The 13,854-nt window shown below is 72.6% G+C and carries 14 protein-coding genes; 10 read left to right on the top strand and 4 right to left on the bottom strand.

Features of this window, described 5'->3' with window-relative positions:
- Nucleotides 1-5: 5 nt before the first annotated feature.
- The 4 genes from uraH to OG294_RS08680 all read right to left on the bottom strand — a co-directional run bounded on the left by uraH (nucleotide 6) and on the right by OG294_RS08680 (nucleotide 1,820).
- Nucleotides 6-341, bottom strand: coding sequence for a hydroxyisourate hydrolase (uraH, locus tag OG294_RS08695; RefSeq protein WP_327065852.1), 336 nt, complete (start codon nucleotides 339-341; stop codon nucleotides 6-8).
- A 96-nt stretch (nucleotides 342-437) separates the two neighbouring features.
- The gene (uraD, locus tag OG294_RS08690; protein WP_327065851.1) at nucleotides 438-968 is read right to left on the bottom strand and encodes a 2-oxo-4-hydroxy-4-carboxy-5-ureidoimidazoline decarboxylase; all 531 of its coding nucleotides are present in this window, start codon (nucleotides 966-968) and stop codon (nucleotides 438-440) included.
- A gap of 190 nt (nucleotides 969-1,158) precedes the next feature.
- Nucleotides 1,159-1,542: a helix-turn-helix domain-containing protein gene (locus OG294_RS08685; RefSeq protein WP_327065850.1), complete on the bottom strand. Its 384-nt coding sequence runs from the start codon at nucleotides 1,540-1,542 to the stop codon at nucleotides 1,159-1,161.
- Nucleotides 1,539-1,820 (bottom strand): thiamine-binding protein, encoded by a 282-nt coding sequence (locus tag OG294_RS08680; RefSeq protein WP_327065849.1) that lies wholly within the window; start codon nucleotides 1,818-1,820, stop codon nucleotides 1,539-1,541. Before OG294_RS08680 ends, OG294_RS08685 begins: the two co-directional genes overlap by 4 nt.
- 215 nt (nucleotides 1,821-2,035) lie before the next feature.
- On the opposite strand from OG294_RS08680, the gene OG294_RS08675 reads away from it, so the two are divergent.
- The 10 genes from OG294_RS08675 (at nucleotide 2,036) to OG294_RS08630 (ending at nucleotide 13,852) form a co-directional block, all read left to right on the top strand.
- Nucleotides 2,036-2,878 carry a hydroxypyruvate isomerase family protein gene (locus OG294_RS08675; protein ID WP_327065848.1) on the top strand — a complete coding sequence of 281 codons (843 nt, stop codon included), beginning with the start codon at nucleotides 2,036-2,038 and terminating at the stop codon, nucleotides 2,876-2,878.
- A gap of 69 nt (nucleotides 2,879-2,947) precedes the next feature.
- Nucleotides 2,948-3,841: a 2-hydroxy-3-oxopropionate reductase gene (locus tag OG294_RS08670; protein ID WP_327065847.1), complete on the top strand. Its 894-nt coding sequence runs from the start codon at nucleotides 2,948-2,950 to the stop codon at nucleotides 3,839-3,841.
- Nucleotides 3,842-4,152: 311 nt separating this feature from the next.
- Nucleotides 4,153-5,292: a glycerate kinase gene (locus OG294_RS08665; protein ID WP_327065846.1), complete on the top strand. Its 1,140-nt coding sequence runs from the start codon at nucleotides 4,153-4,155 to the stop codon at nucleotides 5,290-5,292.
- A 133-nt stretch (nucleotides 5,293-5,425) separates the two neighbouring features.
- Nucleotides 5,426-6,796: an allantoinase AllB gene (gene allB, locus OG294_RS08660; protein ID WP_327065845.1), complete on the top strand. Its 1,371-nt coding sequence runs from the start codon at nucleotides 5,426-5,428 to the stop codon at nucleotides 6,794-6,796.
- 30 nt (nucleotides 6,797-6,826) lie between these two features.
- Complete coding sequence (gene alc / locus OG294_RS08655; protein ID WP_327065844.1) at nucleotides 6,827-8,107, top strand: allantoicase; 1,281 nt, start codon at nucleotides 6,827-6,829, stop codon at nucleotides 8,105-8,107.
- Nucleotides 8,108-8,188: 81 nt separating this feature from the next.
- A complete protein-coding gene (locus OG294_RS08650; protein ID WP_327065843.1) occupies nucleotides 8,189-9,649 on the top strand; it encodes a catalase in 1,461 nt (486 codons plus the stop codon).
- A gap of 281 nt (nucleotides 9,650-9,930) precedes the next feature.
- A complete protein-coding gene (locus OG294_RS08645; RefSeq protein ID WP_442789320.1) occupies nucleotides 9,931-10,683 on the top strand; it encodes an IclR family transcriptional regulator in 753 nt (250 codons plus the stop codon).
- 187 nt (nucleotides 10,684-10,870) lie between these two features.
- The gene (locus OG294_RS08640) at nucleotides 10,871-11,605 is read left to right on the top strand and encodes a polyprenol monophosphomannose synthase (protein WP_327065842.1); all 735 of its coding nucleotides are present in this window, start codon (nucleotides 10,871-10,873) and stop codon (nucleotides 11,603-11,605) included.
- Between the two features lie 188 nt (nucleotides 11,606-11,793).
- Complete coding sequence (locus OG294_RS08635; RefSeq protein WP_327065841.1) at nucleotides 11,794-12,678, top strand: metal-dependent hydrolase; 885 nt, start codon at nucleotides 11,794-11,796, stop codon at nucleotides 12,676-12,678.
- Nucleotides 12,679-12,727: 49 nt separating this feature from the next.
- On the top strand, nucleotides 12,728-13,852 hold the full coding sequence (locus tag OG294_RS08630) for a PDR/VanB family oxidoreductase (protein WP_327065840.1): 1,125 nt from the start codon (nucleotides 12,728-12,730) through the stop codon (nucleotides 13,850-13,852).
- Nucleotides 13,853-13,854: the final 2 nt, after the last annotated feature.

Genomic DNA, 13,854 nt, shown 5'->3' with positions numbered 1-13,854 from the left:
GCTGTCTAGCTTCCGCGGTAGACGGAATATCCGAAGGGGTTCAGCAGCAGCGGCACGTGGTAGTGGTGCTGCGCGGGCGCGACCGTGAAGACGATCGAGACCTCGGGGAAGAACGGCGTCTCGCTGGACTTCTGCCGGTAGTACGCGGCGGTGTCGAAGCGGAGCCGGACGACCGAGCCCGCCTCCACGGCCGGCAGGTCCTTGGCCCGGCCGTCGGAGTCCGTGGCGCAGGTGCCGAGCACCTGCCAGCCACCCTCGGTGGTGAGTGCGAGCTCGACCGGAACGCCCTCGGCCGGTCGGCCGAGGCTGGTGTCGAGCACGTGGGTGGAGATGCCAGTCATGGCGGAAGTGACCTTACTGGTAATGGATGTGACGGACCGTCAGATCTCTGCTTGTGGGCGACAGGGGTCGACCGGTCATCATTGTCCGACGTGACGTCAGTTGAGCGGCTCATCCAGCAGTCGGTTGAGCCGGATGTCGTTGATCCTGCGCAGCTCGTCCCGGACGATCCCGGCCTCGGCGGCCGCGGAGTTGGGGTGGCGCTCGCGCAGTGCGGCGAGCATGGTGGCCGCGGTGCGCCCGGTGGCGCAGATCAGGAACACGTGGCCGAACTTCGCCTCGTAGGCGGCATTGGCCTCGTCCAGTTCGGCAAGGAGTGCTTGGTCCACTCCCTGGATGCCGGCCTGCTCGCGCTCGGAGGTGGCGTCGCCCGCCTTGGGCTTGCCGATCCGGGCGTGGCCGGCCATGGCGTCGTTCAGATCGGCGACCGACAGCTCCCGCATCGCCGCCTCGTTGGCGGCCAGCAGGGCCGAGCGGTCGGGCCAGGGGCGGCTGCCGGCGACGGCGGCGGCCCAGCGGGGGCTGGAGCAGACCTCGAGCAGCGTCCGCTCCAGCTCGGCGTCCGGGGTCTTGGCCAGCGCCGCGAGGGCATCGGCCGCGTCAGCGGTCGCATGGGGGTGGTTGGTCACGGGTGGACCTCCTGAAGAGTGGTGCCACCCGCAAAAACTAGATCCACCACCCCGGGGCGTCAACAGTTTGTTGAAGCCTTGGTGGTTACGTTTCGAACCGCCCGCGGTCCGGGACCGCTTTCGTGTGCGATCCACCAAGTGTGCCCGGCTTGCCCGTCGATGAGACTGGCCCGACCGGGCAGTCCCGGTCTCAGCCGGACTTCGGTCCCTCGACCTGGCGGTTCAGGTAGTTGTACACCGTGAACCGGCTGACGCCCAGGGCGGAGGCGACCGTCTCCACCCCGTGCCGCACGGTGAAGGCGCCGCGCTCCTCCAGCAGGGCGACGACCCGCTGCTTCTCCAGCCGGTCCAGCTCGCTGAGCGGACGGCCGTCGAACTGGCGGGTCATCTCGGCCAGCAGGCGGTCGAGCGCGCTGCTCAGGTGGGGCAGCCGCACGGCGAGGGCCGGGTGGCCGTCCCACTCCAGGACCACGTCGTCCTGCTTCGCCTGCGCGACGGCGAGCGGGGTGGCGCCCACCGCGTCCAGCAGTGGCTTTATCGCTCGGGCGAGCGGGTGTTCCAGGGCGTCGCTCACTGCGTATCCACTCCTTCGGGCGCCTCGGGCTCGGTCTTGGTCCCGGGCAGCACGCTGACCTGGACGGAGATCCGGTTCGCACCGGCGTCCAGGGTGTCGTGCAGCAGTCGGGCGACCGCGGCGAGCACCTGCTCGGCCTCGCCCTCGGCGCTGGTCCCGAAGGGGCCGACCGAGACGGCCAGGCCGGCCTCGTCGACCGCCCGGCGGGCCGCCGCGGCGTGGTCGGGGAAGGTGACCAATTCGAACGGTTCTGTCGTGAACTCCACCATCAATCGCACCAGCTCACTCTAGCGAGCGGCGCGTCGCGCAGGGGGGCGCGGCGGGGGTCGATGGTGCGGCGGCGGCCAGCGGGTTCAACAAACTGTTGCAGGAGTCTTGACACTCCCTCGGGTGCTCATGGCAAGCTTCCACCAAGCAGAATCCTTCTTCCGCATGATGGAAATCGTGAGGTGAAGGCCCCGCCGGCCGACCGTCGGGGGAGAAGAAGTGAAAGGTGAGGGACGTGACAGCCGCTTCCGAGCACAGCTACACGGTCAACCTGTCGATCCTGTTCAGCGAGCTCCCGTTGCTGGAGCGCCCCGCCGCCGCGGCTGCCGCCGGCTTCACCGCGGCCGAGCTGTGGTGGCCGTTCGGCACCGAGGCCGCGCCGTCCGACGGCGAACTGGACGCGCTGCGCAAGGCCTTCGACGACGCCGGGGTCCGGCTGACCGGCCTGAACTTCCTGGACGACCTCACGGTCGGCGCCAAGGGCACCGTCTCGCTGCCCGCCGAGCGCGACCGGTTCCGGTCGAACATCCCGGTGGCCACCGCGCTCGCCCGGTCGCTGGGCGCCGGTGCGCTCAACGCGCTCTACGGCAACCGGGTCGCCGGCGTCCCGGCGGCCGAGCAGGACGCGCTCGCGCTGGAGAACCTCACCCTCGCCGCCCGGGCCGCCCACTCGATCGGCGCGATCCTGCTGATCGAGGCGCTCAACAGGGTGGACGCACCGGACTACCCGCTGCACACCGCCAAGGCCGCGGTCGAGGTGGTCGACCGGGTCAACGAGGCCACCGGGCTCGGCAACGCCAAGTTCCTCTGCGACTTCTACCACCTGGCCGTCAACGGCGAGGACCTGGCCGCGGTCGTCGCCGACCACGCCGACCGGATCGGCCACGTGCAGATCGCCGACAACCCGGGCCGCAACGAGCCCGGCACCGGCGGGCTGGACTTCGAGGACCTGCTGGGCCGCCTCACCGCGGCCGGCTACCGCGGCCGGATCGGCCTGGAGTACAAGCCGTCCACGGGCGTCAGTGCCGACAGCTTCGCCTGGCTGCCGCGCGAGCTGCGCGCCGGCTGACCTGCCGCCGGCCCACCCGCACCCGCCCTCCCTGATTCAATCTCCCCTCGTACAAAAGGATTCAACGCGATGAGCGCCTCCCGCAAGATCGCCTTCATCGGCCTCGGCATCATGGGCAGCCCGATGGCCGCCAACCTGGTCAAGGCCGGGCACCACGTGACCGGCTTCAACCTCACGCAGCCGCAGATCGACGCCCTGGTGGCGGCCGGCGGCCACGGTGCGAGCAGCATCGCGGACGCGGTCAAGGACGCCGAGGTGGTCATCACCATGGTCCCCGCCGACCCGCAGGTCGAGCAGGTCGTCCTCGGCGAGGGCGGCGTGCTGGAGCACGCCAGGCCCGGCTCGCTGGTGATCGACATGTCCTCGATCACCCCGCAGACCTCGATCAAGGTCGAGGCCGCCGCCAAGGAGAAGGGCATCCGCACCCTGGACGCCCCGGTCTCCGGCGGCGAGGCGGGCGCGGTCGAGGCGGTGCTCTCGATCATGGTCGGTGGCGCTGCCGAGGACTTCGCCGAGGCCAAGCCGCTCTTCGACGTGCTCGGCACCACCGTGATCCACGTCGGCCCCAGCGGTGCCGGCCAGACGGTCAAGGCCGCCAACCAGCTGATCGTGGCGGTGAACATCCAGGTGGTGGCCGAGGCCGTGGTCTTCCTGGAGAACGCGGGCGTGGACCTGCCGGCCGCGCTGGACGTGCTCGCGGGCGGCCTGGCCGGCTCCACGGTGCTGAACCGCAAGAAGGCCAACATGACCGAGCGGCAGTTCGCCCCGGGCTTCCGGATCGACCTGCACCACAAGGACATGGGCATCGTCACCGCCGCCGCGCGCGCCGTCGAGGCGCCGCTGCCGGTGGGCTCGCTCGTCGCCCAGCTGGTCGCCTCGGCCCGCGCCAACGGCGACGGCTCGCTCGACCACTCGGCGCTGCTGCGCGGCGTGGAGCGCCTGGCGGGCCGCGAGGTCAAGTAAGCAGACCCCGCTCATCACAGACTCCTCCTGGTGGCGTGTACCTGTCCGGTCGTGCCCGCGTCACCAGGAGGGCCCTTTCGACCAGCGGGCGAGCTGGGGCGAGAATCCGCTCCCCGCTGGTCGTGCCAACCGGCGGCGCGGGCGCACTTCGGTCGTGCGCCCGGCCGCCCGGCCCCCTCCCGCCGAGGGGAGCCCCCCGTACGTCGGAAGCGGGACGGGGGGAAACGGCGGGAGGGGGTCGCACCCTGCTTCGATCATGGAGCATGTGATCGACCGTCAGTTCAGCTCGACTCGGAAGTGAGGCCAGCACCATGCCCGCCACCCCCACCCAGGGCCACGTGGTCGTAGCTCCCGACAAGTTCAAGGGCACCCTGGAGGGTGCCGAGGTCGCCGCGCGGCTGGCCGCGGGCATCCGCCGGGTGGTGCCCGGCGTCGAGGTCCGTGAACTGCCGGTGGCCGACGGCGGCGAGGGCACGCTGGCCGCCGCACTGGCCGCCGGGTTCACCCGGATCCCGGTCAAGGTGGCCGGCCCCACCGGCCTGCCGGTGGACGCCGCGATCGCCGTCAAGGGCAGCACCGCCGTGGTCGAGCTCGCCCAGGCCTCGGGCCTGGCCCGGCTCCCCGGCGGACGCACCGCCCCGCTGGCGGCCGGCTCCTTCGGGGTCGGCCAGCTGATCGGCCGGGCCGTGGGCCTGGGCGTCAAGCGGGTCGTGCTGGGCCTGGGCGGCAGTGCCTGCACCGACGGCGGTGCGGGCATGGTCCAGGCGCTCGGCATCGGCCTGTACGACGCCGAGGGCGGCGAACTGCCGCCGGGCGGTGCGGCCCTGCGCCGGCTGCACCGCCTCGACCTCGGCTCGCTGGCGGACACCCTGAACGGGGTCGAGGTCGTGGTCGCCTGCGACGTGGACAATCCGCTGCTCGGCCCGCGCGGCGCCACCGCCGTCTACGGACCGCAGAAGGGCGCGGACGGCGCGGAGCTGGTGGTGCTGGAGGCGGGCCTGACCCGGTGGGCCGAGGTGGTCGGTGCGACCATCGGCGCCGACTTCCGGCAGGCTCCCGGCGCCGGGGCGGCGGGCGGGGTCGGCTTCGCCGCCCTGGCGCTGCTCGGCGCCACCATGCGGCCCGGCATCGAGCTGCTGCTCGAACTGCTGGGCTTCGACGAGGCCGTGCGTGGGGCACGCCTGGTCGTGACCGGCGAGGGCTGCCTGGATGCGCAGACGCTCCACGGCAAGGCCCCCGCCGGGGTCGCCGCCGCGGCCACCGGGGCGGGGGTTCCGGTGGCCGCGGTGGCCGGCCGGCTCGAACTGGCCGAGAGCCAGTGGCGCCGGGCCGGGTTCGTGGCCGCGTACGCGCTGACCGACCTGGCCGAACAGCCGGGGGACAGCCTCACCAAGGCCGCCGAACTCGCCGAGGTGGCGGGGGAGCGGCTGGCCCGGGACCTGCTCCGCTGAGACCGCCCGAGCGCCCACCGGGACCGCTCCTGCGGCATTCATTCATCGTATTTTCCTACATTGACGTTTTGTTGAAGGCGGGCCTAGGCTCCGAGCCACCCCCACAGCAGCGCAAGCCCAGTCGGAGGTCCTGATGCAGCAGTTCGGCACCCCTCACGCATCGACTGAGGTGATCCGCTCCCGGCGTGTGGTGCTCCCCGACGGCGAGCGCCCGGCCGACGTCCTGGTGCGCGAGGGCCGGATCGAGCGGATCGCCGCCCACGGCTCGCTCGCCGAATCCGGTGCCGCGCTCACCGACCTCGGCGACCTCGCGCTGCTGCCCGGCCTGGTCGACACCCACGTGCACGTCAACGAGCCGGGCCGCACCGAGTGGGAGGGCTTCGCCAGCGCCACCCGGGCCGCCGCGGCCGGCGGGGTCACCACCGTCATCGACATGCCGCTCAACTCCATACCGCCGACCACCACGGTGGCGGGCCTGGCGGCCAAGCGGGGCATCGCCGAGGGGCAGGCCTGGGTGGACCTCGGATTCTGGGGCGGTGCCGTCCCCGGCAACACCGGGGACCTCGAAGCGCTGCACCGGGCCGGGGTGTTCGGCTTCAAGAGCTTCCTGTCGCCGTCCGGCGTCGACGAGTTCCCGCACCTCGAACAGCCCGAGCTTCAGGCGGCGCTCACCGAGCAGGCCAGGCTCGGGGCGCTGGCGATCATCCACGCCGAGGACCCGGCGGTGCTCGCCGCCGCCCCGCAGGTCCCCGGCGTGCACTACCGCGACTACCTCGCCTCGCGGCCCGACGACTCCGAGGCCGCCGCCGTCGCCCGGCTGCTGCGGACCGCCGAGCGCACCGGCGCCCGGGTGCACATCCTGCACGTCTCCTCGGCGGCGGTGCTGCCGCTGCTGGCCCAGGCCCGGGCGGCCGGTGTACGGGTCACGGCCGAGACCTGCCCGCACTACCTGACGCTGGCAGCCGAGGAGATACCGGACGGCGACACCGCCTTCAAGTGCTGCCCGCCGATCCGCGACGAATCCAACCGCGACCGGCTCTGGGAGGCCCTGGCGGCCGGCGAGTTCATCGGCGTGGTCTCCGACCACTCGCCGTCCACCGCAGATCTGAAGCTCCGTCAGGACGACGGCGGCAGTGGCGACTTCGCGCTCGCCTGGGGCGGCATCGCCTCGCTCCAGCTCGGCCTGCCGGCGATCTGGACCGAGGCCCGCCGCCGCGGCCACACGCTCGGCGACGTGGTCCGCTGGATGGCCGCCGGGCCGGCCTCGCTGGTCCGGCTGGACGGCGTCAAGGGCGCGATCGCGGTCGGGCACGACGCCGACCTGGTCGCCTTCGACCCGGACGCCGAGTTCGCCGTCGACCCCGCCGAGCTGCACCACCGCAACCCGGTCACGCCCTACGCGGGCAAGAAGCTGACCGGCCAGGTCGTCACCACCTGGCTGCGCGGACGGGTGGTCGACGTGGACGCGGCCCCGTTCGGCCGGCAGATCCTCCGTCATCACTGACCCTTCACCACCGCTGAGGAGCGAGACGATATGAGTACCAGTCAGACCCCGGCCGCTCCCTTCACCGAGCTGGTCAACCTCGCCTCCCGGCTGCTGGGCGCCGGCGTGGTGGCCACCAACGAGGACACCTTCGCGGACGCGGAGAACCTGCTGGTGGCCGAGCCCGCCGAGTTCCGGCCGCACACCTTCGGCCACAAGGGCCAGATCATGGACGGCTGGGAGAGCAAGCGCCGGCGCGGTGCCAGCGCCGAGCAGCCGCACCCCACCGACCAGGACCACGACTGGACGATCGTCCGACTGGGCGTCGCGGGGCGGATCCACGGCGTGATCGTGGACACCGCGCACTTCACCGGCAACTACCCCGAGAGCGCCTCGGTGCAGGGCGCCTCGATACCCGGCATCCCCTCGGCCGCGGAGCTGGCCGGGGCCGCCTGGACCGACCTGGTACCGCGCACCGCGCTGCGCGGCGACACAGCGCACGAGTTCGCCGTCGAGGACCGCACCCGCTACACCCACGTGCGGCTCAACATCTGGCCGGACGGCGGGGTGGCCCGGCTGCGGGTGCACGGTGAGGTGCTGCCCGACCCGCGCGACCTGGACGGGCTGACCTTCGACCTGGCCGCGCAGGAGTACGGCGGCGTGGCCGAGGCCGCCTCGGACCGCTACTTCTCCTCCCCGCACAACCTGAACGCTCCCGGCCGCGCCTCCGTCATGGGCGAGGGCTGGGAGACCCGGCGTCGGCGCGACAAGGCCAACGACTGGGTGCGGATCGCCCTGGCCGGGGGCGGCGAGGTGCTGGCCGTCGAGGTGGACACCACCCACTTCGTGGCCAACGCCCCCGGCTGGGCCGACCTGCTGGGATACGACGCCAGCGGCGGCGGCGACCCCGAGGGCGACGCCGCCGGCTGGTTCGAGATCCTGCCGCGGACCCGCCTCGAACCCGACACCCGGCACCGGCTGCGCCTGCCGGCCGGCGGCCCGAACGTCGGCCGCGCGGCCACCCACGTGCGGCTGAACGTCTACCCGGACGGCGGGGTGGCCCGGCTGCGGCTGACCGGCCGGCTCACCGAGGCGGGGCGTGCCGCGCTCGCGCTGCGCTGGTTCAATGCGCTGCCCGCCGGCGAGGCCGCCCAGGCGCTCACCGAGGCCGGGCTGACCGCCGCCGAGGCGGCCGAGCTGGCCGCGGCCCGTCCGCTGGCCGCGCCCGCCGCGGTGACCGGTGCCGTCGCCGCGCTGCGCCCGGCCGACGGGCCGGACGGGACCGAGACCTCGCGCCGGGCCGCCGCGATCTGGCGCCTGCTGGGCGTCTGACCTCCCGCCGTTCCCGCACCTGATCCCGCCCCCGCCCCTGCTCACCGGCAACTCCCGTACCTGAAGGACTGAAGGACCCCCATGCCCAAGAACCTGACCACCGAGTCCGGCGCCCCGATCGCCGACAACCAGAACTCGGCCTCGGCCGGCGAGTACGGCCCGCTGCTCATCCAGGACCAGCAGCTGCTGGAGAAGCTCGCCCGGTTCAACCGCGAGCGCATCCCGGAGCGGGTGGTGCACGCCCGCGGCTCCGGCGCGTACGGCTACTTCGAGGTGACCGACGAGGTCGCCAAGTACACCCGCGCGGACTTCCTCGCCGAGGTCGGCAAGCGCACCGAGGTCTTCCTGCGCTTCTCCACCGTGGCCGGCAACCTGGGCGCCAGCGACGCGGTGCGCGACCCGCGCGGCTTCGCGCTGAAGTTCTACACCGCCGAGGGCAACTACGACCTGGTCGGCAACAACACCCCGGTCTTCTTCATCAAGGACCCGCTGAAGTTCCCCGACTTCATCCACTCGCAGAAGCGCGACCCGTTCACCGGCATCACCGAGGCCGACAACGTGTGGGACTTCTGGGCGCACGCCCCCGAGGCCACCCACCAGATCACCTGGCTCTTCGGCGACCGCGGCATCCCGGCCTCCTACCGCCACATGAACGGCTACGGCTCGCACACCTACCAGTGGGTCAACGAGGAGGGCGAGGCGTTCTGGGTCAAGTACCACTTCAAGACCAACCAGGGCGTGCGCTCGCTGGACGGCGGCCAGGCCGCCGAGGTGGTGGGCGGCGACGCCGACAGCCACCAGCGCGACCTGCACCAGGCGATCGAGCGCGGCGTCTTCCCGTCCTGGACCCTGTACGTCCAGCTGATGCCGGTGGCCGAGGCGGCCGATTACCGCTTCAACCCCTTCGACCTCACCAAGGTCTGGCCGCACGCGGACTACCCGCTGGTCAAGGTCGGCCGCCTGGTGCTGAACCGCAACCCTGAGAACGTCTTCGCCGAGGTCGAGCAGGCCGCCTTCTCGCCCAACAACTTCGTGCCCGGCATCGGCCCCTCGCCCGACAAGATGCTCCAGGGCCGGCTGTTCGCCTACGCGGACGCCCAGCGCTACCGCCTCGGCGTCAACCACACGCTGCTCGCCGTCAACGCGCCCAGGGCCACCGAGGCGCACAACTACGGCCGTGACGGCTTCTCGGCCGTCAACAAGGCCGGGCGCGGCAAGAACTACGAGCCCAACTCCTACGACGGCCCGGCCCAGACGGACCGGCCGCTGGCCGCCCCGCTCGCGCTCGGCGGCCACACCGGCACCTACAGCACGCCGGCGCACACCAAGGACGACGACTTCTTCCAGGCCGGTGAGCTGTACCGGCTGATGTCCGAGGGCGAGAAGTCCCGGCTGATCGACAACCTCGCGGGCTTCCTCGCCCAGGTCACCCGCGACGACGTGATCGAGAAGAACCTGGCGCACTTCCACGCCGCGGACGAGGAGTACGGCAGCCGCCTGGCGGCCGCCGTGGCCAAGCTCCGCGCGGGCGACGAGGGCTGATCCCCTCCGGTACCTGCTGACGCGACCCTCGGACGGGCCGCCTCCCCGGGCAGTGGGGAGGCGGCCCGTCGTGCTGGCGGTCGCCCCCGGCCGGCCGTCAAACCCCGCGGCCCCGATCGACCGGCCGGCGACCGTCTGGCATATGCCATTCGGCCATTACCCGTCACCCGTGGGATTCTCGCCGGACCTGGGGGTGCGCTGGGCGTTCGGTGGATAGGCTGTGGAGGATACCCGGGGCAGCGGAAGGGGAGGCCATGCCGGCACACGGTCAGGGTCATCAGATCATGCTGGACCAGGGCGAGTTCGGGCCGCACACCTCGCTGCGGCGCGCGCTGCGCCTGCTGGAGGCCGCCGACCGCCATCCGTACGGAGCGGGCCTGGCCGACCTGGCCCGGGAGACCGGCCTGCCCGAACCGGTGGTGCGTGACCTGGTCAATCTGCTCTGCACCGAGGGGTACCTCCAGTCCACCGACGTCGGCTGGGTGCTGGGCGGCACCTTCGCGATGCTCGGCCAGTACAACCGCGAGCAGCTGATCCGGATCCGCCTCCAGCACAAGCTGACCGAGCTGCGCGACGAGCTCGGTGCCGCCGTCTACTTCAGCCGCTACCACGACGGCGAACTGCGCGTGGAGGCGGTCGCCGCGGGTGAGCACGCGCCGGCGGTCCACGAGTGGGTCGACTTCAAGGCCACCGCCCACGCCAGTGCCATCGGCAAGTGCCTGCTCAGCCAGCTCGACCACGACGGCCGCCTGGACCACCTGGCCCGCCACCCGATCGCCCGGCTCACCTCGCGCACCATCACCGACGCCGAGCAGCTGATGCAGCACCTGGAGCGCCAGCCCGCCACCATGCCGGTGCTCGACCTCCAGGAGTACGCCCTCGGCACCGTCTGCGCCGCCGTCCCGGTGACGGCCGGCACCACGGTGGGCTGCCTGGCGATGTCGTTGCCGGTGGCCAACGCGCACCGGCTGCGCGCGGCGGCCGAGCTGCTGGCGGAGCGGGCGGCGCCGCTGATGCTGGCGATGGCGGTCTGAGGAAGCGGACTGGTTCGGGAACGATCGAGGGTGTGCTCGGGGCCTGCTGAAGGGCTGTTTTCTCGGTGACTTGGCCGGTGTGATTAGCTCTCAGCTGTCCTTGCGAACATGTGAGTTAGATGGCGCGGTGGGCCGCCCGGTCCGCGGCCAGCGAAACCAGCTGACTCCCGCTGAACGGAGCGCACCCGTGACCACCAACACCGTTGTGGTGATCCCGACTTACAACGAGGTCGAGAACCTCCCCCGGATCGTGCAGGAAGTGCTGAACCTGGAAATCGACGGCCTCGGCATCCTCGTGGTGGACGACGGGAGCCCCGACGGCACCGGTGAGGTGGCCGACAAGCTGGCCGAGACGCACCCCGGGGTGATCTCCGTGATGCACCGGACGACCAAGGACGGCCTGGGCCGCGCCTACCGTGCCGGGATGAGCAAGGCGGTCGCCGACGGTGCCGACCTGGTGGTGCAGATGGACGCCGACTTCTCGCACCCGCCGACGGCGCTGCGGGACATGATCGAGGCGGCCAAGAACGGCGCCGGCGTGGTGATCGGCTCCCGGTACACCGCCGGCGGCTCGCTCGACGACGCCTGGGCCGCGCACCGCCGGCTGCTGTCCAAGTGGGCCAACTTCTACGTGAAGACGATCCTGAGCGTGCCGGCGGCCGACGTCACCGCCGGGTACAACCTGTGGTCCAAGGAGGCGTTGGCGGCGGTCGGCCTGGAGCGGATCGAGTCCAACGGCTACTCGTTCCAGGTGGAGATGAAGTACCTGGCCGCCAAGGCCGGGGTGCGCATCGTCGAGGTGCCGATCCGGTTCGGGCAGCGCGCTTCGGGCGAGTCGAAGATGTCGATCAACACCCAGCTGGAGTCGGCCTGGATGCCGTGGCGCCTGCGGGCCAAGCACCGCGGGAGCGAGCAGGGCTGAAGCCTGCCGGAGTGACCCCAGGGGTGGGTGGTGGCCGTGGCCACCACCCACCCCTGGGGCGTTCCTGGAGCACGGAAGTCTTATTAGACTCATTGTCGATAAGACCTGCCGAACCTCTTGTGGCCTGCGATACCCGCCAGTAGTTTGAAGTGCTGACGCCCACCCCCGCCGCCCAGGAGGGTTCCCCCATGCCCAGAAACGCCCCCGAGGTGCACGCGGACCTCGTGCTGGAGCCGCGTGACGTGAAGTTCGACTGGAGCGCGCTCCCGCTGCACTGGATCCCCGACGAGCCCGTCGCCACGCACACCATCAACGTGCTCCACCTGCTGCTGCCCGAGGGCGAGCGCTGGTTCATCAAGGTGTTCAAGGACGCCCTGCCGCTGATCACCGACGAGCAGCTGCGCGAGGAGGTGCTCGGCTTCATCGGCCAGGAGTCGATCCACGCCGAGGCGCACCAGGAGGTGCTCGACCACCTGATCACCCAGGGGATCGACCCCAGGCCCTACGTGCGGCAGATCGCCTGGCTCTTCCAGCGGGTGCTCGGCGAGAAGCCGCGGCTGAGCCCGCGGCAGCGGCGGGAGAACATCATCGAGCGGGTCGCCTTCGTCGCGGCGATCGAGCACTTCACCGCGTTCCTGGGCAACTGGGCGCTCAACTCGCCGGGCCTGGACCGGGCCAAGGCCGACCCGACGATGCTGGACCTGCTGCGCTGGCACGGCGCCGAGGAGGTCGAGCACCGCAGCGTGGCCTACGACCTGATGGTGCACCTGGACCCGGGCTACCTGCGGCGGGTGCGCGGCATGACGGTCTCCGGACCGCTGCTGGTGCACCTGTGGGTGCGCGGGGTGCGCTACCTGCTGGCGGCCGACCCGACGCTGGCCGGGCGGATCAGGCCGACCTGGCGCCAGGCCTGGGAGATCTCCCAGCGCGGGCTGCTGCCCGACCCCCTCGCCTCGCTGCGCTCGGGGCTGCGCTACCTCAGGCCCGGCTACCACCCGACCCAGGAGGGCTCCAGCGCGCAGGCGCTCGGCTACCTCGCCACCTCGCCGGCCGCCCGCGCCGCCGCCCACTGACGCCGCCGACGCCACCGACGGCCGCCCGCCTGATCCCAAGGACCGCCTGATGGAGACCCCTCCCGCCCCCACCACCGTCTTCCACCGCACCACGCGGCTCGACGTCGACACGCCCCCGCCGGACCTCTACGGCCGCCCCCGGCTGGACCGGTTCATGCACGCCGTCACCGTCTTCGGCGACGTCTACACCCCCGCGCTGGGCCGCCCGCTGCTGCGCCGCAACCCGCGCCTGCCCGCCCCCCGCTCACGGGCCCCGCTCTCGCTGGTGGTCACCGCCCACCGCGCGGTCGCCGAGGACGTGGTCGAGCTGCGCCTCGCCGACCCGTCCGGCGACCGGCTGCCCGCCTGGCAGCCCGGCGCCCACCTGCGCCTGACCCTGCCCTCGGGCCGCGAGCGCCACTACTCGCTCTGCGGCGACCCGGCCGACCGCACCGGCTACCGGATCGCGGTGCGCCGGATCGCCGACGGCGGCGGTGGCTCGCGCGAGATCCACGACGAGCTGCACCTCGGCGCCCGGCTGACCGTGCGCGGCCCGCGCAACGGCTTCGCCTTCTGCGGCGAGCGGCGGCTGCTGCTGGTGGCCGGCGGGATCGGCATCACCCCGCTGCTGCCGATGGCCCGGGAGGCCCAGCGGCGGGGCCTGGACTGGCAGCTGGTGCACGCCGGGCGCAGCGAGGCGTCGATGCCCTTCAGCGAGGAGCTGCGCGCGCTGGACCCCGCCCGGGTCACCCTGATCAGCGGCACGGTCCCCACCGGCGCCGAGCTGCTGGCCGCGGCCGGCCCCGGCAGCGCCGTCTACTGCTGCGGCCCGGCCCCGATGCTGGCCGCCGTCCAGGCCGCCTTCGAGGCCTCGCCCGCCACCGCCCTGCACTACGAGCGCTTCGGCGCCGCCCCGATCCAAGGCGGCCGCCCGTTCACGCTCCAGCTCGGCGAGGGCGGCGAGCAGCTGCCCGTCCCCGCGGACCGCTCGGCGCTGGACGTGCTGCGCGAGGCCAGGCCCGACCTGCCCTACTCCTGCCACCAGGGGTTCTGCGGCACCTGCCGGGTCCAGCTGCTGGCCGGCACCCCCGAACACCGCGACCGCCGGCTGACCGCCGAGGAGCGCGCGAGCGGTGCCCTGCTGCCCTGCGTCTCGCGTGCGGCCGAGGGCGAGACCCTGGTCCTGGAGGTCTGACT

Origin of the sequence: Kitasatospora sp. NBC_01302 (genome assembly GCF_035976515.1) — a bacterium.
GTDB lineage: Bacteria > Actinomycetota > Actinomycetes > Streptomycetales > Streptomycetaceae > Kitasatospora.
Note: the sequence above shows the minus strand (reverse complement) of the source record. Positions and strands in the feature narration are given on the sequence as shown.